The following is a 19,211-nucleotide window of genomic DNA, read 5'->3' on the forward strand; positions in this document are numbered from 1 at the left end:
TGTTACCTGGTCAACCGCTTCCAAATCAATGGATTGGTACCGATCACACTGCTATCACGCACACACTGCAACACTTCACCTTCAACTCGCAATACAGCACCTTCAGAATAATTCTGATTTTGATAGACACAACAGCGAGTGCACGGATTATTATTCGTGTTGCGATTTGATGAGTTATTCCATATTTCAGGTGGCAAAGGAACAACAACATCGACATTGTTACGATTGGCCATCGCCGCAGCAGAAATAAGCGAGGCAAAACCAATACAACCTAGCAATAACAATATTCTCATGACTTATTATCCTTGGTTTTGGACGGTGCTTTTTTACGTTTCTTTATCGCCCCAGACGGTGCTGCTGGCAACCCGCGAAAAACCTGAGGTGAACGATTTTGTTTTGCCTGACTGATTAAATCTTGCAATGTTGCCACCAGTGGCTGCATGAAATCCTGATAACGACAATTTTTCTCACTGATTTGTGTCAGTGTCGATTCCCAATGGGCCGTCATATCGGGCCGTGCAGCAATATCAGGCAGCGCGTGAATCAATGCTCTTCCCGCAGGGCTTGCATGAATATAACGCCCTTTTTTGAATAAAAAAGTACGTTTGAAAAGTAGCTCAATAATCCCAGCTCGTGTTGCCTCAGTCCCCAACCCATCTGTTGCACGTAACACTTTTTTCAGCTCTTTATCCTGCACAAACCGCGCGATTCCGGTCATCGCTGATAATAAACTGGCATCGGTAAATGGTCGTGGCGGCTGAGTTTGCCGTTCAACAACCTCACCCCGCTCACACAATAATTCAGCACCTTTCTCCACCACCGGCAACGGCGAGCCTTCATTTTCTTCATCGCGCTCTTTGCTACCAAGCAAGGTACGCCACCCCGCCTCCGCCAGAAAACGGGCCTTAGCGACAAACTTGCCGCCAGCAATATCGAGCTCAATGACACATTTACGAAATTGTGCATCTGGACAAAATTGCATCAGATACTGCTGTGCTACCAATCGGTAAACTTTGCCTTCATCAGTGGTTAGATTCACCTTACTGGCCCGTGCTGTTGGGATAATGGCGTGGTGGGCATCGACTTTTTTGTCATCCCAGCAGCGATTACGCCGATCACTGTCCATTACCTCCAACGGCAATAAGTCAGCCTGATGAATGCTGATGGCATTCAATACCGAATGACGCCCAGCGAAATGCTCTTCTGGTAGGTATCGGCAATCTGAACGCGGATACGTAATCAATTTGTGCGTTTCATATAAACGCTGACAAATATCCAGAACTTGCTGAGCGCTCAAACCGAAGCGTTTAGCAGCTTCAATCTGCAATGTCGAAAGGGAAAAGGGTAACGGTGCGGTTTCTGATTCCCGTTTATCATTATAGGAAGTTACAAATGCAGGCTGACCCGTGATGCGATTAACCACATGTTCAGCCAGTGGCCGATGCAACAAGCGCCCTTCTTCATCCTGATATGACTCGCAAGAATCACTCGGCTGCCATAGGGCAATAAAACGCTCATCCGCAGGCGTGACAATATGGGCTTTAACTTCGAAAAAGTCTTTGGGAATAAAATCTTCAATTTCTTCGTCACGGCGGACAACCAAGCCTAATACCGGCGTTTGTACCCGCCCTACTGACAAAACACCATCATAACCTGCATTACGCCCAAGAATAGTATAGGCACGGGTCATATTGATGCCATATAGCCAATCGGCTCTGGCGCGGGCCAATGCCGAAACACATAACGGGATAAACTCGCGGTTATAACGCAAACGCTCCACCGCACGCTCCACTGCCTGCGGGTTGAGATCGTTAATCAGGCAACGGCGGACATTTTGCCGCTTCTCTGCCACCAAATCGAGGTAATCCAATACTTCATCAACCAACAGTTGCCCTTCGCGGTCTGGGTCACCGGCATGCACCACTTCGTCGGCCTGTTGCAAAAGTTGTTTGATAACATTCAATTGCTTACTGACCGAGGGCCGAGGCTGTAGTTGCCATTTTTCAGGAATAATAGGTAAATCAGCTAACGACCAACGTGCATAGCGGCTGTCATAAGCATCAGGTTGGGCCTGTTCCAGCAAGTGACCCACACACCAAGTCACCATTTGATCACTGCCACAGGCAATAAATCCATCGCCTCGACGATGCGGCTTTGGCAAAATATCGGCAATCGCCCGCGCCAAACTGGGTTTTTCAGCAATAAAAAGTCGCATCATTCACCGCAAAAATGCATCAAAGAAAAGGTCATTCTGTAATCTCAATCAACGCCCGGCGGTTATCCACAGAGCTCAACTCGCCAATAGAACTGAGCGTCATACCGTGCTGAGCCGCAATAGCCTGCACCTGAGCCTCCGCTTCAGGCAATACGGCTAACAACAAACCACCGGAAGTCTGTGGGTCACACAATAACGTTTTCTGTAACTCGGTCATCTCGCCGATCAGATGGCCATAACTGTCAAAATTACGCCCAGTTCCCCCCGGCACACAACCCGCAGCAATATACTCTTCAACCGCAGGTAATCGCGGTATAGCCGAGAAATGTAATTTGGCCTGAACACCGGACCCTTGACAAATCTCGCTTAAATGCCCTAACAGGCCGAACCCGGTAACATCGGTCATGGCAGTGACACCGGCAATACTGGCAAAGTCCGCCCCTGATTTATTCAACTGACACATGGTTTCTGTTGCTACCCCTTGATGTTCAGGTCGCAACTTACTTTTCTTTTCTGCCGTCGTCAGAATACCAATACCCAGCGGTTTGGTCAGAAATAGCTTACAACCAGCCTGTGCGGCACTGTTTTTCTTAACCTGCTCAGTGCTGACGATTCCGGTGACCGCCAGACCGAAAATCGGCTCAGGCGCATCAATGGAATGCCCCCCTGCCAGAGAAATACCGGCCTGCTGGCAAACATAGCGCCCGCCCTCGATAACCTGTTGGGCAACTTCAGGTGCCAGTTTATCTATCGGCCAGCCCAGGATGGCAATCGCCATAATGGGTTTACCCCCCATCGCATAGATATCACTGATAGCATTGGTGGCTGCAATTCGGCCAAAATCAAAGGGATCGTCAACGATCGGCATAAAAAAGTCGGTAGTGCTGATGATGCCAACACCGCCGCCAATATCATAAACTGCTGCATCATCACGCGTTTCATTCCCCACCAACAGCCGGGGGTCAAGAAGCTTCTGCTGATCGGTATGCAATATCTTATCCAAAACTTTGGGCGAAATTTTGCAACCGCACCCCGCTCCGTGGCTGTATTGGGTAAGACGTATCGCTGGCGGTGTCATAACACTCTCCCGTGTGATGGTCAGTAATAAGCAGTTTATTGAGGAATTATGCTCGTAGGCCTAGTATCCAGACTGCCTATGGTAGCGCCTATGGCGTGGCTTGGTAAGTAGAGGCCGCTGTCGGGCAGATAGGTTGGTCACAAAGCAGACGAAAACACAGCTTAGTTCCTATAAAAGTGCATAAGCTGTGATGTTCAAGACGGCCCCAAGCGATTTGCTTCTTCGCTGCCGCCTTGAAACCTATTGATTATAGACCATATAACTATCAGAAATAGCTCACAAAAGTGGTGTAATCCAGTGGGGTCACTTTCGTCGCTGATTTCAGTTGTGGTGTGCCGAGATAAAGGAAGCCGACTATTTCATCTTGTTCACGGCAGGCAAACCCCTGACGAACCACGTGATGATGGGTCCAGGAGCCGGTACGCCAGATACCATTAAAGCCTTGAGCCAGTGCGGCCATTTGCATCGCTTGTACCGCACAACCGGCGGAAACCACTTGTTCCCAATTGGGCACTTTGGGGTTTTCAGTGACATGAGCAATAACGGTAATAATCAGCGGCGCACGAAACGGCGCTTGTTTTGCTTTTTCCAATACGGCGTCATCAGCACCATCATGTTGCACTGCTTGTTGTAACAATTGACTAAAACGTTCTAGCCCCTCATTTTCAATCAAAATAAAGCGCCATGGCTGCAATGTGCCATGGTCAGGTGCCCGCATGCCCGCATGGATAATATGATCCAATGCCTCACCCGTTGGGGCTGGGGTGGTCAAACGGGACGCCGAACGGCGGTTAAGTAACAGTTCTAACGCATCCATCATTCTCTCCTGATAACGATTTTCATTTTCAGCACGGTAGCATAAGTTGTCGTTTTGTTGCCAGTGTTGACCTTTCGGCTAGGCTTAACAGTGATTTAAAGCTGACATTTGTTCGTCAGGTCATTAGGATAACCGTACTTGCCCGGTTTTGTTGGAGATAACATGCGCACTTTGTGGCGAATTATTGCTGGCTTTTTCAAGTGGACCTGGCGTCTGCTTAATTTCGTCAGGGAATTTATTCTTAATCTGTTCTTAATACTGTTAATTTTAGTCGGTGTGGGTATTTACCTTCAGTTCCAAAGTAAACCAGCAGAACCGGTTAAAGGCGCGCTGCTGGTAAATTTAAGTGGCGTGGTGGTTGATCAGCCCGCGGTAAACAATAAATTACGTCAATTGGGGCGTGAGTTCTTAGGGGCATCCAGTAATCGCCTACAGGAAAACTCGCTGTTTGATATTGTCGAAACTATTCGTCTGGCAAAAACCGATAAAAATATTACCGGTTTGGTGCTGTCACTGAGTGATTTTACCGGTGCCGACCAACCTTCATTGCAATATATAGGTAAAGCGCTGCGGGAATTCCGTGACAGCGGTAAGCCAATCTATGCAATTGGCGATAGCTATAATCAAACCCAATACTATTTAGCCAGCTTTGCTAATAAAATCTATCTATCGCCACAAGGGGCGGTCGATCTGCATGGTTTCGCCAGTAATAACCTCTATTACAAATCGTTGCTGGAAAAACTTAAAGTCACCACTAATATCTTCCGGGTTGGCACCTACAAGTCCGCGGTTGAACCGATGATTCGTGATGATATGTCACCGGCTGCACGTGAAGCAGACAGCCGCTGGATTGGTGGGTTATGGCAAAATTATCTTACTGCTGTTGCTGCCAACCGGCAGTTAACGCCAGAGCAACTGTTCCCAGGTGCCGCGGGTGTTATCAGTGGGTTGCAAGCCGCTGGCGGTTCTCCGGCAAAATATGCGCTGGACAATAAACTGGTGGATACATTAGCGTCACGCCCTGAGGTAGAAACCGAGTTGGTTAAAACCTTTGGTTGGGATAAAAAGAATAACGACTTTAATTACGTCAGTATTTATGACTATCAACCGGTACCTACACCACAGCAGGGCGAGCAGATAGCGGTTATTTTTGCTAACGGCGCCATCATTGATGGTCCGCAAACTCCGGGCAACGTGGGTGGCGACTCGCTGGCAGCACAGATTCGCCAGGCGCGTTTAGATCCAAAAATTAAAGCCGTAATTCTGCGAGTAAATAGCCCTGGGGGCAGTGTCAGCGCCTCTGAGTTGATTCGTTCAGAATTAGCGGCGTTACGCGCAGCCAATAAACCCTTGGTGGTATCGATGGGGGGAATGGCGGCATCGGGTGGGTATTGGATCTCCACACCCGCTAACTATATCGTTGCCAGCCCGAGCACCCTTACCGGCTCGATTGGTATTTTCGGCGTGATTAATACCTTCCAAAATTCACTGGAAAGTATTGGTGTTCATACTGACGGCGTAGCCACGTCGCCATTAGCCGATATTTCGATTACTAAAAACTTGCCGCCTGAGTTTTCGCAGATGATGCAAATTAATATCGAAAATGGCTACAAGACCTTTATTGACCTGGTCGCAACTTCACGTCATAAAACCCCTGAACAAGTGGATCAAATCGCACAGGGCCATGTGTGGCTTGGGATTGATGCTAAAAGTAACGGTCTGGTGGATCAGTTAGGTGACTTTGATGACGCGGTGAAGAAGGTCGCGGAGCTGGCACAACTGAAAACCTGGCAGTTGAATTGGTTTGTTGATGAGCCGAGTCTTAGTGACTTGATTTTCGGCCAAATGAGCGCATCGGTACAGGCCATGTTACCCGCCGCCATTCAGGCTTGGATACCTGCCCCGCTATCTGCTATGGCGCAAGCCGTGAAAGAGCAGCCAAGTTTACTCAGTACATTGAATGACCCGCAGAATCGCTATGCGTTATGCCTAACCTGTGGTGATGTCCGCTAGAAAATTAATCAAAATACTCCGCCCGGCACCCGCCGGGCTTTTTTTCCTCGTCAGTCTCCCTATAATTCACTCATCTTATTCAGTACTACTTTTCAGGCCCTCATGCTTATGCAGAAGAAATCTATTTATGTTGCCTATACTGGCGGTACCATCGGTATGCAGCGCTCGGAACATGGATACATCCCCGTATCCGGCCATCTGCAACGCCAACTTGCGCTGATGCCTGAGTTCCATCGTCCCGAAATGCCTGATTTCACTATCCATGAATATGCGCCATTAATTGACTCCTCAGATATGACACCCGAGGACTGGCAGCATATTGCCAACGATATTGAGCAAAACTACGACTTATACGACGGCTTTGTTATTTTACATGGCACAGACACCATGGCATTTACAGCCTCGGCCCTGTCATTCATGTTAGAAAATCTGGCCAAGCCAGTGATTGTTACCGGCTCTCAGATCCCGTTGGCAGAGTTACGCTCTGATGGGCAAACCAACTTGCTTAACGCCCTCTATCTGGCCGCGAACCACCCAGTGAATGAAGTCAGTCTGTTCTTTAACAACAAATTATTCCGTGGCAATCGCACCACTAAAGCCCATGCTGATGGTTTTGATGCTTTTGCCTCCCCGAATCTGTCAGTACTGCTTGAGGCTGGTATTCATATTCGGCGTATGGTGTCGGTCGAGTCACCAGCCAATAATGGGCCATTGATTGTCCATAACATCACCCCTCAACCGATCGGTGTGGTGACTATTTATCCTGGGATATCCGGCGCGGTGGTGCGCAACTTCCTGTTGCAGCCCGTTAAAGCCCTCATTTTACGTTCTTATGGTGTGGGAAACGCACCACAAAAAGCCGAGTTACTGGATGAGTTAAAAAATGCCAGCGAGCGAGGTATTGTGGTAGTCAATTTGACACAATGTATTTCCGGTAGAGTCAATATGGAAGGCTATGCAACCGGTAATGCATTGGCCCACGCCGGTGTTATCAGTGGCTTTGATATGACGGTCGAGGCCGCACTGACAAAACTACATTATTTATTGAGTCAATCTTTAACCCCTGAAGACATTCGCCGGTTAATGCAACAAAACCTGCGTGGTGAACTCACTGACACTAACTGATCCGGTGGAATATCAATGAATGCGGCACTGCTTTTAATTGATTTACAAAATGACTTTTGTCCGGGAGGGGCGCTGGCTGTTACTGAGGGTGATCAGGTTATTGCCATTGCCAATCAAGCTATTGATGCCTGCCTTAGCAAAAAGATACCTATTATTGCCAGCCAGGATTGGCACCCTGCCGGGCACCGCAGCTTTGCCGTCAATTCAAATGCGGAATCGGGTACCGTAGGTGAGCTGGATGGGTTACCACAAGTTTGGTGGCCAGTGCATTGTGTGCAAAATGAGCCAGGGGCCGCCTTACATCTGCAATTGAAACAACACGCAATTGATGCCACGTTCCGCAAAGGCCAAGATCCTGATATTGATAGCTACAGCGCTTTTTTTGACAATGGTCGGCGAGCAAAAACCCCTTTGGATGAGTGGTTACGGCAGCAAGGGATAGATCGTTTGTTCATTATGGGGCTGGCAACTGATTATTGTGTGAAATATAGCGTCTTGGATGCATTAGCTCTGGGTTATCAAACAACGGTCATCAGTGACGGTTGTCGCGGGGTCAACCTACAACCGCATGACAGTCAACACGCCCTAAATACGATGCATAAAGCAGGGGCAAGCTTACAAACACTGGCACAGTGGCTGGCTGAAATAGATTCAGCAAGCAAATAACTGGCAATAAAAATAGCACCAACGGAGCCTCACCCGGCTCCGTTGATTTTGATAAATCTTGTGGGTAACAGCCCTATTCTGGCTTCAGTTTTACCAATGTTGGCTGGCTGAATTGCTGTTTCAATTCTTGCTTGGTTTTCATCACAATTTGGCCATCAGTGCCAATACTCATATGCTGAGCATCCTCATTGTGACGGGCTTGCCATAGCATTACCATTTGCAGGCTATTCTCTTTCTGCTCAGGTGTCAGTGCCACACCATCCGGCCATTTACCCAACTCAACCGCTTGCATCAAACGTTGATAAATTTCAGGTGTCATCACTGAAATCAGGTCTTCAAGCTCCATCAAAGTATCCTTAGCAAAACGAATAATAAGCTGAATCGATTTTTCAACATGCATAATCGTTGAGTATCAACCGGCAATCTGCTCGCCATTCTGGTCATCAACAAAATTCAATGACGCCGAGTTCACGCAATAGCGCTCGCCCGTAGGCTGCGGCCCATCGGGGAAAACATGGCCTAAGTGAGCATCACAATTACCACAACGAATTTCAACTCGAATCATATTGTGTGAATTATCATCAATATAGCGGATAGAGTCATCTTTGATAGGTTGGTAAAAACTCGGCCAACCACAGCCAGAGTCAAATTTCGACTCTGAGATAAACAAAGGTTGATGACAACACAGACACTCATAGATGCCATCGCGTTTGTTATGCAGCAATTTGCCACTAAACGGGGCTTCTGTCCCGCGCTGCTGGGTGACATGACGCTGAATATCGGACAGTTTCTCAATATCGGGTGTAGAGTTCAGTTCTTTAGCCATTTGTGCGGTTCTCTGGCAGGGAATAAAGTCAACGAAAACAACGTTTAATAATAACAAAAAATTAACAACAAAGCAGTTAAAATTGTCCTAAACTGTATGCCATCAAAGTGACAACCGCATATACCCTTTATACTTGACGCGGCAGGGTTGTTAGCTACGCTCATTCACCCGAATCACTTACTAATGTAAGCTCATCGGGATTCGTTCGCTAGCTGCCTACCTGCAACGCCAATCATTTTGGGTATAAATGCGATAAAAATCGCAAATATTACCGATTCTCACTTTAAACTGAATAATTCGCCCCAATATAAAAATGAGGCTAATCGTATCTGGAAACGCGTGATTAATGTTCGATCTAACGTCGTTGGTTTGATTTGTAGCAATAATTGACACGATTCCGCTTGACGCTCGGCAAGGTTTTTGTAATTTTACAACCAACCTTTTATTCACTAACAAATAGCTGGTGGAATATATGACTATCAAAGTAGGTATCAACGGTTTTGGCCGTATCGGTCGCATTGTTTTCCGTGCTGCTCAGGAACGTTCTGACATCGAAATCGTTGCAATCAACGACCTGTTGGACGCTGAATACATGGCGTACATGCTGAAATACGACTCTACCCACGGTCGTTTCGACGGTACTGTAGAAGTAAAAGACGGCCACTTGGTTGTTAACGGTAAAACCATCCGTGTTACCGCAGAGAGAGATCCGGCTAACCTGAAGTGGAACGAAGTTAACGTTGACGTTGTTGCTGAAGCAACTGGCCTGTTCCTGACCGACGAAACAGCACGTAAGCACATCGCTGCCGGTGCTAAGAAAGTGGTTCTGACTGGTCCTTCTAAAGATGACACCCCTATGTTTGTTATGGGCGTCAACCACAAAGAATACGCGGGTCAGGAAATCGTTTCTAACGCTTCTTGCACCACTAACTGCCTGGCTCCACTGGCTAAAGTTATCAACGACAAGTTCGGTATCGTTGAAGCGTTGATGACCACTGTGCATGCAACTACTGCAACGCAGAAAACTGTTGATGGCCCGTCTCATAAAGACTGGCGCGGCGGTCGTGGCGCATCCCAGAACATCATCCCTTCTTCTACTGGTGCCGCTAAAGCAGTTGGTAAAGTTATCCCAGCACTGAACGGCAAACTGACAGGTATGGCGTTCCGCGTTCCTACTCCTAACGTTTCAGTTGTTGACCTGACTGCACGTCTGGAAAAACCAGCTTCTTACAAAGAAATCTGTGCTGCTATCAAAGCGGCTTCAGAAGGCGAGCTGAAAGGCGTTCTGGGCTACACCGAAGACGACGTTGTTTCTACCGATTTCAACGGCGAAAAACTGACTTCAGTATTCGATGCTAAAGCCGGTATCGCGCTGAACGACAACTTTGTGAAACTGGTTTCTTGGTACGATAACGAAACTGGCTACTCAAACAAAGTTCTGGACCTGATCTCTCACATCTCCAAGTAATAATGGATTGATGTAGATTTCTGCCAAAAGCCACCTTCGGGTGGCTTTTTTATTTGTAGCTATAATAAATTGCGCAATATCAATGATTCACCACTATGGTGTCGTCCATTTGCTACAAGATTTACAGCCTGTGATATTATCGAGAGTCTGAAATTCAAAGGATCCCTGCTCCCTTTCCCATAAGGCCAAACGAATGAACGAGAAAGTATTCACCCTACCTGTTGTTGAACAAATTTCGCCTTACATCAGCCAACGCCAACTGGATGAATTGCCGGTAGTGGTGGTTTCTCATCCGAAGGTGCGTGCCGCAGTAAGCCTACAAGGCGCTCATTTGCTGGCCTATCAACCTAGCGGTGAGCAACCTATCATTTGGCTGAGCAATAACACGCCGTTTAAAGATGGCGTCGCTATTCGTGGTGGCGTGCCAATCTGTTGGCCTTGGTTTGGTCCATCAGCACAACCTTCTCATGGTTTTGCCCGTCTACTACCATGGACTCTCAGTGCCCATGATGAAAACGAGAATGGAGTTATCCTGACCTTCACACTGGAAGACAGTGATGAATCCCGTAAATACTGGCCGCATGCCTTCACATTGATTGCCCGCTTCAAGCTAGGTGATGAGTGCGAAATGGAGCTGGAATCACACGGTGATTATCAGGCAGTAGCCGCGCTACATACTTACTTCCAGATTGGCGACATCGACCAGATTAAAGTCAGTGGCCTGGGTGAGAAATACTTCGATAAAGTGCTAAAAATTGCCGATGCCACACAACAAGGCGATTTAGTGTTCAACGGCCAGACTGACCGTATCTACACACAACCCGAAGCCTATAGCTTGATCAAAGATGCGGCGCTCAAACGCACCATTGAAGTACATCATCATCACCAAAGTGATGTAGTGGCATGGAATCCAGGTGCAGAGTTGTCTAGTAGCATGGTTGATATGCCAAACGAGGGTTTTAAAACCATGGTTTGCGTGGAAACAGCGCGAGTGAATAAGCCGTTGGTGGCAACACTTGACGCCCCGGCGCGTCTTGCCATGACCATCCGTAGCCGTAAAAATAGCTAACGTTCCAGATGTCGTTAGGCACAAAAATGGGGCGCTATGCCCCATTTTTTATGGCTCAACATTACCGCGTCATTAATTAGCGGAAAGTATAGGTCACGCCAGTCCACAACACGCCGCTGTAAGATGCATCAACCATTGGGCTATTTTTCACTTCACTGGCCAGGCGCACATAGCGGCCGGTAAAGAACGCATTCCAATTCGGATTGATGTTGTAGTTCACCGACAACTCAAGATATGGCGACCAGCTATCACTTGGGTTGTATTGCGCCAGGCCACTACGGGCAGATTCAGCACCGCTCACGCCATAGTAATAACTGTTTTGATCACCACTGTTCCAGTTAAAACCTACCCCCGGCGTCAGCGTCCAGCTATCGACGTTAAAGCGGTAAAGGTAAGCCAAATCGCCGATAAAACCACCACTATTATCCAGCACATCGCCAGAGAACATAGCGCGCAACGTCCCCCAATCCTCAATATGAGAATATGACATCCCCGCCATCATGGTACTGCGGCGTTTATCCAACTGCTTCATCTGCTGATCATCACTGTCACCTGGCGTAAAGTGCAGCGGTAAGTAATAAGCATCGATTGATAAGCGATTATTGTCATCTTTCCACAGGTAATAACCCGCAGCTAAGGTACGGAAGTAGAAATTATCGCTTTCATAAGAAATGATAGGTACCGGATAGACACGGTCATTCTTACCCCGATAAGGGTCTGGGCTGATTAACGCAGAAGCCCCCAAAGACCAGGTCCCTGCCATTGCCGTCGGCATGCAAACGGCCGTAGCGACTGCTAAAGCAGCCAGTGTTTTTATTTGCTTGGCTTTTAAAGAATGTTTTTTCACGGATTAAATCCCATTGGTAACAAAATAATTAGTTAACTTAGTGTAAATCAATTGGTTGCCCGTGGCGAAATCTTTACACATGTCAGCCAGATATCGATATTGCTTGTATAACTTATCGCCGATAACCAAGAGGCTGACAACCTAAAAATTTACGTAGATTTGATTACAATAAAATATCGAGATATTCAAATAGATAAGTTCAAGCAATCATATACAAAACACTACCAATCTAATAATAAATAGATTTAATTACCAAATAATGGTTATTTATTGTTTGAGGGGTGGCAAATCTGTGGTCTGGCTTAACTTGACCTTTGGAGGAGACACGGCCATAACAATAAGGTAGTAGTTTCAAAATTTTAACCCAATAAAGCGCTACTACTATTTTATGTTCCCAACCATTCAAACAGGACGGGCATCGCTATGAACATATTTGATCACTATCGCCAGCGCTATGAGGCGGCCAAGGACGAAGAGTTCACACTCCAGGAGTTCCTCACAATCTGCCAGCAAGATCGCAGCGCGTATGCTAATGCGGCTGAGCGTCTGCTGATGGCTATTGGTGAGCCAGTCATGGTCGATACCGCGCTTGAGTCCCGCATGTCTCGACTGTTCTCTAATCGGGTTATCGCTCGCTACCCTGCTTTTGAAGAGTTTTATGGCATGGAGGAAGCCATAGAGCAGATCGTTTCCTATCTCAAACACGCCGCCCAAGGGCTGGAAGAGAAGAAACAGATCCTGTATTTGCTGGGTCCCGTGGGTGGTGGTAAGTCATCATTGGCTGAACGACTGAAAGCCCTGATGCAACGGGTGCCTATCTATATTTTAAGTGCTAACGGTGAACGTAGCCCGGTCAATGACCACCCGTTATGTCTGTTCAATCCGCAGGAAGATGCGGCGATTCTGGCCAAAGAATACAGTATCCCAAGCCGCTATCTCGGTACGATTATGTCGCCATGGGCGGCAAAACGCCTGCACGATTTTGGCGGTGATATTACCAAGTTCAAAGTTATCAAGGTCTGGCCTTCTATCCTTGAACAAATTGCGATAGCGAAAACCGAACCCGGTGATGAAAACAACCAGGATATCTCGGCACTGGTCGGTAAAGTTGATATCCGTAAACTTGAAAATCACGCCCAAAACGATCCCGATGCTTATGGTTATTCCGGTGCTTTATGCCGTGCTAACCAGGGGATCATGGAATTCGTCGAGATGTTCAAAGCCCCAATTAAGGTGCTGCACCCACTACTGACCGCGACACAAGAAGGGAACTATAACGGAACCGAGGGGATATCCGCCCTGCCATTCAGCGGTATAATTCTCGCGCACTCTAACGAATCCGAGTGGGTAACATTCCGTAATAACAAGAATAATGAGGCATTCCTTGACCGTGTTTATATTGTCAAAGTGCCTTATTGCCTGCGGGTATCAGAAGAGATCAAGATTTACGACAAACTGTTAAATCACAGTGAGTTGACCCATGCGCCTTGTGCACCTGGCACGCTGGAAACGCTGGCACGCTTCTCGATTCTCTCAAGGATGAAAGAGCCAGAAAACTCCAGTATTTACTCTAAGATGCGGGTGTATGACGGTGAGAGCCTGAAAGATACCGATCCTAAAGCCAAGTCTTATCAGGAATATCGCGACTACGCTGGGGTTGATGAAGGTATGAACGGCCTTTCTACTCGTTTTGCCTTTAAAATCCTCTCCAGAGTATTTAACTTCGACCACGCTGAGGTGGCTGCTAACCCGGTGCACCTGTTCTACGTACTGGAACAGCAGATCGAACGCGAACAATTCCAACAAGATGTTGCGGAGAAATATCTCGAACACCTGAAAGGCTATTTAATCCCGAAATATGCTGAATTTATTGGTAAAGAGATTCAAACCGCCTATCTGGAGTCTTACTCTGAGTATGGTCAGAATATTTTTGACCGTTATGTTATCTACGCCGATTTCTGGATTCAGGATCAAGAGTACCGTGATCCTGACACCGGGCAACTGTTTGACCGTGAATCACTGAATGCTGAACTGGAGAAAATTGAAAAGCCGGCGGGTATCAGCAACCCGAAAGATTTCCGTAATGAAATCGTCAATTTTGTGTTGCGTGCCAGAGCCAATAACAATGGCCGTAATCCAAACTGGACCAGTTACGAGAAGCTGCGCACGGTTATCGAGAAGAAAATGTTCTCTAACACCGAAGAGTTACTGCCGGTTATCTCCTTTAATGCCAAGACCTCAACGGATGAGCAGAAAAAACATGATGATTTTGTCGATCGGATGATGGAGAAAGGCTATACCCGTAAGCAAGTTCGTTTGCTGTGTGAATGGTATCTGCGGGTGAGAAAATCGTCATAACCCATTTACCGATTCACTACGGAATCGTAGGTATAGACCCAATAGATTTCACGTTGTAGTAAGGCGGCAACTGAACGAAGCCCCAGGAGCTTAGTCTACTAAGTGACTGGGGTGAGTGATGGCAGCCAACACAGCTACCGCGTGAAAGATGCAGGGACAGTGACAAAGTCGTTTGGGGGATATATGGGCTACTTTATTGACAGACGACTTAACGGCAAGAATAAGAGCATGGTCAATCGCCAGCGCTTTTTGCGCCGCTATAAGTCGCAAATTAAACAGTCGATTGCCGATGCCATCAATAAAAGATCAGTTACTGATATTGAGAGCGGCGAGTCAGTTTCGATACCTATTGATGATATCAATGAGCCGATGTTCCATCAGGGCCGTGGTGGGTTACGCCACCGGGTACATCCTGGCAATGACCATTTTGTCACCAATGACCGAGTGGAGCGCCCTCAAGGTGGCGGTGGAGGCGGCGGCAGTGGTCAGGGTAATGCCGGTCAGGACGGTGAAGGCGAGGATGAGTTTGTCTTTCAGATTTCCAAAGATGAATACCTCGACTTACTGTTTGAAGACCTTGCGCTGCCCAATCTGAAGAAAAATCAGTATAAGCAGTTGACCGAATTCAAAACCCATCGTGCGGGTTATACCTCGAATGGCGTGCCCGCCAATATCAGCGTGGTGCGCTCACTGCAAAACTCACTGGCGCGTCGTACCGCCATGACAGCCAGTAAGCGCCGTGAGTTACGCGAATTGGAAGAAACGCTGAACGTACTGGAAAACACGGAACCAGCACAATTGCTGGAAGAAGAACGTGTACGTAAAGCCATTGCTGAATTAAAGCAAAAAATCGCGCGGGTTCCGTTTATCGATACCTTCGATTTACGTTATAAGAACTATGAACGGCGTCCTGAGCCATCCAGCCAGGCGGTGATGTTCTGCCTGATGGATGTGTCAGGTTCGATGGATCAGGCCACCAAGGACATGGCAAAGCGCTTCTACATCCTGCTTTATCTGTTCCTGAGCCGTACCTATAAAAACGTTGATGTCGTGTATATCCGTCACCATACTCAAGCGAAAGAAGTTGATGAGCAAGAATTCTTCTATTCGCAGGAAACCGGCGGAACAATTGTCTCCAGTGCCCTGAAATTGATGGAAGAAGTGGTTCAGGAACGTTACGACCCAACGCAGTGGAATATCTATGCAGCCCAAGCCTCAGACGGCGATAACTGGGCCGATGATTCACCACTGTGTCATGAGTTACTGGCCCAAAAGCTCCTGCCAATGGTGCGTTACTATAGCTACATCGAGATAACCCGGCGCGCACACCAGACTCTGTGGCGGGAATATGAAGACTTACAGGCAAAATTTGACAACTTTGCCATGCAACACATCCGAGAACCTGAAGATATCTACCCGGTATTCCGTGAGTTGTTCCACAAACAAACCGTTGATAATTAATACTAAAATTAGCCGGTCAACTTTTTCCATGACAGGAATGGTTTCCCGGCTTTTTCATGGGCTAAAATTGCCACTACGACCTTATTTTCAGAGTTGAATCGATGAAATGGCATGATGGATTACGACAGCCCGGTGTATTAGCCGCATTAAGTGCTGCGGTGCTGTTTGGTGCCGGAACCCCGCTGGCAAAACAGTTACTCAATACGGTCAGTCCATGGCTACTGGCGGGCCTGCTCTATTTTGGCTCAGGTGCCGGTCTGGCGCTCTATCGTCTGCTCACCCAAGCAACAGCCGTGAGCCTACCTCGCAACGAACGGCGGTGGTTTATTGGTGCCATTACGGCTGGAGGGATTGTTGCCCCGGTTCTGCTGATGATAGGGCTAACGGGTATGCCTGCATCTGGCGCATCATTATTGCTTAATGCCGAAGGGGTATTTACCGCCCTACTGGCCTGGTTCGCGTTTAAAGAGAATTTTGACCGTCGCATCGCCCTTGGCATGATAGTGATTGTGGCCGGTGCAGCTATTTTAAGTTGGCCGGGTGAAGCGCGTTTTGCCGGATGGTGGCCAACACTGGCAATTCTGGGTGCTTGCTTTGCCTGGGGGATTGATAACAATCTGACCCGTAAGGTTTCATTGACGGATGCCACCTGGATTGCGTCAGTCAAAGGACTGGTTGCCGGTATCGTCAATCTCGGGCTGGCTTTTGTCCTCGGCGCAACATTGCCACCACTGACAAATCTGGCCGGTGCCCTTCTGGTAGGATTTTTTGCCTATGGCGTGAGTTTGGCACTCTTTGTTATCGGCCTGCGCCATCTTGGCACTGCTCGTACTGGTGCTTATTTCTCTATTGCCCCATTTTTAGGGGCTGTATTGGCCGTTATTATGGGTGACACTGTCACTATACCACTCGTCGTGGCGGGTCTCCTGATGGCTGTAGGGATCGCATTGCATCTCACTGAACAGCATGCCCATCAGCATATCCATGATGAATTGCTGCATGAACATGAACATCACCATGACGCACATCATCAACATGCACATGATTTCCCTGTGACAGTCGGTGTGGCGCATAAGCATCGCCATCAACATCAGCCACTGGCACACTCTCACCCGCATTACCCGGATTCACATCACCGCCACAAGCATTGAGTCGGTATAACTTGCCGCGTTACCCGCGGCTCAGCTATGCAAAGGCTTGGCTATTGGTCTTCGAGTTGGCTAAACCGCAACGCCAGATGATCAAGCACACTGCGAACAGACGGCAGTAATCCCCGCCGTGATGGATATACCGCATGAATAATCTCATGGCGTAATACCCAATCCGGTAATAAGCGAATCAGCGTTCCGGCCATCAGTTGATCTGCCACCATCATAACCGGGAGCTGTACTGCCCCGACACCACTCAGTGCTGCGCTACGAAGCGTTGTCATGTCGGCCGTCACCAATCTGGGCTGGTGATAAATCGCGGCATGCGCGCCCTCTGGTCCGGCTAAATGCCAGATAAATTCTTGGGGCGCGCGGCCCAAGCCAAGACTTGGCCAGCCAGTCAGATCTGCCGGAACATTGACGATACCTTGTCGTGCCACCAAATCCGGGCTGGCCACCAGACACTGACAACGGTTACCCAACACCTTCAACACCAAATCACTGTCTTGCAACGGCGGTGGCCGAACCCGAATGGCAATATCAATGGCTTCAGCAATCGGGTCCACTTGTCGATTGGTCGATTCAAGATAAATCGTCACCAAAGGACAACTGACCATGAAATCCGCCAGCATGGTGCTAACTGTGGCCTGTAATAGCGCCACTGGGCAGGTGATGCGCACCACACCACGGGGTTCTGCCCGTGTTAAGTCAATTGATTCCTGAGCGGCGTTGGCCTCTTCCAGCATCGCTTTACAGTGTTCGTAGTAGGTACGCCCCACCTCGGTAACCGCAAAACGGCGGGTTGAACGCTGAATTAAACGCACGCCCAATCGCTATTCCAACAATGCCAGCCGTCGGCTCAGTTTTGATTTTGGCAAACCCAATACCCGCGCGGCAGCACTGAATCCACCGTGTTCCACCACTTCTGCGTAATAGTAGAGATCATTAAGATCTTGCATAACCTGCCTCTGTATTACTTGCCAAAGATAACGTCATCATTGTTCTGATAATAGAACAGTGATAACTAATTTTGCTATCTACTGCTTAAATTATCCTAATTATATACTTTATCCAACATGAAGCCCGGCCAGAGGTTGTACCGGGCTGCAATACCTCATTGATGATGTTTGTAAGGAGTTTACGATGAAAAAAGTTCAAGGTATTTATCGCGCACCTCGCCAGCATTGGGTGGGAGATGGTTTTCCGGTTCGCTCACTGTTTTCATATCAAAGCCATGGTAAACAGCTCAGCCCGTTCCTGCTGCTGGACTATGCCGGGCCGATGGATTTTACCCCGACCAAACATCGCCGGGGGGTCGGGCAACACCCGCATCGTGGTTTTGAAACTGTCACCATCGTTTATCACGGCGAAGTTGAACATCGGGACTCCACCGGCAAAGGCGGCGTTATTGGCCCTGGTGACGTGCAGTGGATGACGGCAGGTGGCGGGATTCTGCATGAAGAGTTTCATTCAGATATGTTCGCACAACGTGGCGGTGCCTTTGAAATGGTGCAATTGTGGGTCAATCTGCCCGCAAAAAACAAAATGGCAGATCCTGGTTATCAGGCCATTCGCAGTGAAACTATTCCTCAGGTAGTGCTAGCTGAAGATGCTGGCAGCCTGCGGGTGATAGCCGGTGAGTATGCAGGTAAAAATGGCCCTGCTCAGACATTCTCACCACTAAACGTCTGGGATATACGGCTGAATCAGGGTAAAAGTACGGAATTTTCACTGCCTATTGGCTGGAACACGGCATTAATTGTGTTGCGTGGTACCGTATTGGTCAATGGCGATGCCGTTGCCCGCGATGCCGAAATGGTATTACTGGATGCGGCTGGCAGCAATGTAACTATTGAGGCCAATAATGATGCAGTGCTGTTGCTACTGAGTGGTGAGCCGATTGATGAACCTATTATCGGTCACGGGCCATTTGTGATGAACACTCAGCAGCAGATAATCGAGGCCATCGCTGATTTTAACGGCGGTCGTTTTGGCTCAATGGATACCCACTCATAACCCTTTATCTATCCGCCATTGCCTGACGAGGTTTTTGTCAGGTAATGGCCGGTTACCTTCCAGCAAAGCATCCCACCGTTTAAAAATAGACCTTAGTCGGAAAT

The 19,211-nt window shown here is 48.0% G+C and carries 16 protein-coding genes and 1 pseudogene; 9 read left to right on the top strand and 8 right to left on the bottom strand.

Annotated features, from left to right (window positions below; genetic code table 11):
• Window positions 1-2: 2 nt before the first annotated feature.
• The 4 genes from V2A84_RS08245 to V2A84_RS08260 form a co-directional block, all read right to left on the bottom strand.
• Complete coding sequence (locus V2A84_RS08245) at window positions 3-293, bottom strand: DUF1496 domain-containing protein (RefSeq protein ID WP_083158960.1); 291 nt, start codon at window positions 291-293, stop codon at window positions 3-5.
• Window positions 290-2,215 carry a DNA topoisomerase III gene (locus tag V2A84_RS08250; protein ID WP_193784666.1) on the bottom strand — a complete coding sequence of 642 codons (1,926 nt, stop codon included), beginning with the start codon at window positions 2,213-2,215 and terminating at the stop codon, window positions 290-292. The genes V2A84_RS08245 and V2A84_RS08250 overlap by 4 nt, the downstream gene beginning before the upstream one ends.
• A 31-nt stretch (window positions 2,216-2,246) precedes the next feature.
• On the bottom strand, window positions 2,247-3,293 hold the full coding sequence (gene selD / locus V2A84_RS08255) for a selenide, water dikinase SelD (protein WP_083158962.1): 1,047 nt from the start codon (window positions 3,291-3,293) through the stop codon (window positions 2,247-2,249).
• A 265-nt stretch (window positions 3,294-3,558) separates the two neighbouring features.
• Window positions 3,559-4,110: an NAD(P)H nitroreductase gene (locus V2A84_RS08260; protein ID WP_083158963.1), complete on the bottom strand. Its 552-nt coding sequence runs from the start codon at window positions 4,108-4,110 to the stop codon at window positions 3,559-3,561.
• A gap of 162 nt (window positions 4,111-4,272) precedes the next feature.
• Here V2A84_RS08260 and sppA point away from each other — a divergent pair, with 162 nt between their 5' ends.
• The 3 genes from sppA (at window position 4,273) to pncA (ending at window position 7,914) form a co-directional block, all read left to right on the top strand.
• Window positions 4,273-6,123, top strand: coding sequence for a signal peptide peptidase SppA (gene sppA, locus V2A84_RS08265; RefSeq protein ID WP_083158964.1), 1,851 nt, complete (start codon window positions 4,273-4,275; stop codon window positions 6,121-6,123).
• Between the two features lie 108 nt (window positions 6,124-6,231).
• Window positions 6,232-7,248 carry an asparaginase gene (ansA, locus tag V2A84_RS08270; RefSeq protein ID WP_083158965.1) on the top strand — a complete coding sequence of 339 codons (1,017 nt, stop codon included), beginning with the start codon at window positions 6,232-6,234 and terminating at the stop codon, window positions 7,246-7,248.
• Window positions 7,249-7,263: 15 nt separating this feature from the next.
• Window positions 7,264-7,914, top strand: coding sequence for a bifunctional nicotinamidase/pyrazinamidase (pncA, locus tag V2A84_RS08275; RefSeq protein WP_083158966.1), 651 nt, complete (start codon window positions 7,264-7,266; stop codon window positions 7,912-7,914).
• Window positions 7,915-7,987: 73 nt separating this feature from the next.
• Here the strand turns inward: pncA and V2A84_RS08280 are convergent, their stop codons facing one another.
• Window positions 7,988-8,260 carry a YeaC family protein gene (locus V2A84_RS08280; RefSeq protein ID WP_083163662.1) on the bottom strand — a complete coding sequence of 91 codons (273 nt, stop codon included), beginning with the start codon at window positions 8,258-8,260 and terminating at the stop codon, window positions 7,988-7,990.
• A gap of 66 nt (window positions 8,261-8,326) precedes the next feature.
• Window positions 8,327-8,740 (bottom strand): peptide-methionine (R)-S-oxide reductase MsrB, encoded by a 414-nt coding sequence (gene msrB, locus V2A84_RS08285; protein ID WP_083158967.1) that lies wholly within the window; start codon window positions 8,738-8,740, stop codon window positions 8,327-8,329.
• 472 nt (window positions 8,741-9,212) lie between these two features.
• Between msrB and gapA the strand changes: the two genes are divergently transcribed.
• The gene (gapA, locus tag V2A84_RS08290) at window positions 9,213-10,208 is read left to right on the top strand and encodes a glyceraldehyde-3-phosphate dehydrogenase (RefSeq protein WP_032819960.1); all 996 of its coding nucleotides are present in this window, start codon (window positions 9,213-9,215) and stop codon (window positions 10,206-10,208) included.
• Between the two features lie 193 nt (window positions 10,209-10,401).
• Window positions 10,402-11,277 carry a D-hexose-6-phosphate mutarotase gene (locus tag V2A84_RS08295; RefSeq protein WP_083158968.1) on the top strand — a complete coding sequence of 292 codons (876 nt, stop codon included), beginning with the start codon at window positions 10,402-10,404 and terminating at the stop codon, window positions 11,275-11,277.
• Between the two features lie 76 nt (window positions 11,278-11,353).
• On the opposite strand, the gene V2A84_RS08300 is transcribed toward V2A84_RS08295, so the two are convergent.
• The gene (locus V2A84_RS08300; RefSeq protein ID WP_083158969.1) at window positions 11,354-12,124 is read right to left on the bottom strand and encodes a MipA/OmpV family protein; all 771 of its coding nucleotides are present in this window, start codon (window positions 12,122-12,124) and stop codon (window positions 11,354-11,356) included.
• A gap of 423 nt (window positions 12,125-12,547) precedes the next feature.
• Between V2A84_RS08300 and yeaG the strand changes: the two genes are divergently transcribed.
• The 3 genes from yeaG to V2A84_RS08315 all read left to right on the top strand — a co-directional run bounded on the left by yeaG (window position 12,548) and on the right by V2A84_RS08315 (window position 17,094).
• A complete protein-coding gene (gene yeaG, locus V2A84_RS08305) occupies window positions 12,548-14,482 on the top strand; it encodes a protein kinase YeaG (protein ID WP_083158970.1) in 1,935 nt (644 codons plus the stop codon).
• A gap of 183 nt (window positions 14,483-14,665) precedes the next feature.
• A complete protein-coding gene (locus tag V2A84_RS08310; RefSeq protein WP_083163664.1) occupies window positions 14,666-15,943 on the top strand; it encodes a YeaH/YhbH family protein in 1,278 nt (425 codons plus the stop codon).
• 101 nt (window positions 15,944-16,044) lie between these two features.
• The gene (locus tag V2A84_RS08315; RefSeq protein ID WP_083158971.1) at window positions 16,045-17,094 is read left to right on the top strand and encodes a DMT family transporter; all 1,050 of its coding nucleotides are present in this window, start codon (window positions 16,045-16,047) and stop codon (window positions 17,092-17,094) included.
• A 50-nt stretch (window positions 17,095-17,144) separates the two neighbouring features.
• Here the strand turns inward: V2A84_RS08315 and V2A84_RS08320 are convergent.
• A pseudogene (locus V2A84_RS08320) lies at window positions 17,145-18,050 on the bottom strand (LysR family transcriptional regulator).
• A 184-nt stretch (window positions 18,051-18,234) separates the two neighbouring features.
• On the opposite strand from V2A84_RS08320, the gene V2A84_RS08325 reads away from it, so the two are divergent.
• On the top strand, window positions 18,235-19,107 hold the full coding sequence (locus V2A84_RS08325; protein ID WP_083158973.1) for a pirin family protein: 873 nt from the start codon (window positions 18,235-18,237) through the stop codon (window positions 19,105-19,107).
• The last annotated feature ends 104 nt before the right edge of the window (window positions 19,108-19,211 follow it).

Origin of the sequence: Yersinia sp. 2553 StPb PI (genome assembly GCF_052217105.1) — a bacterium.
Lineage (GTDB): Bacteria > Pseudomonadota > Gammaproteobacteria > Enterobacterales > Enterobacteriaceae > Yersinia > Yersinia enterocolitica_E.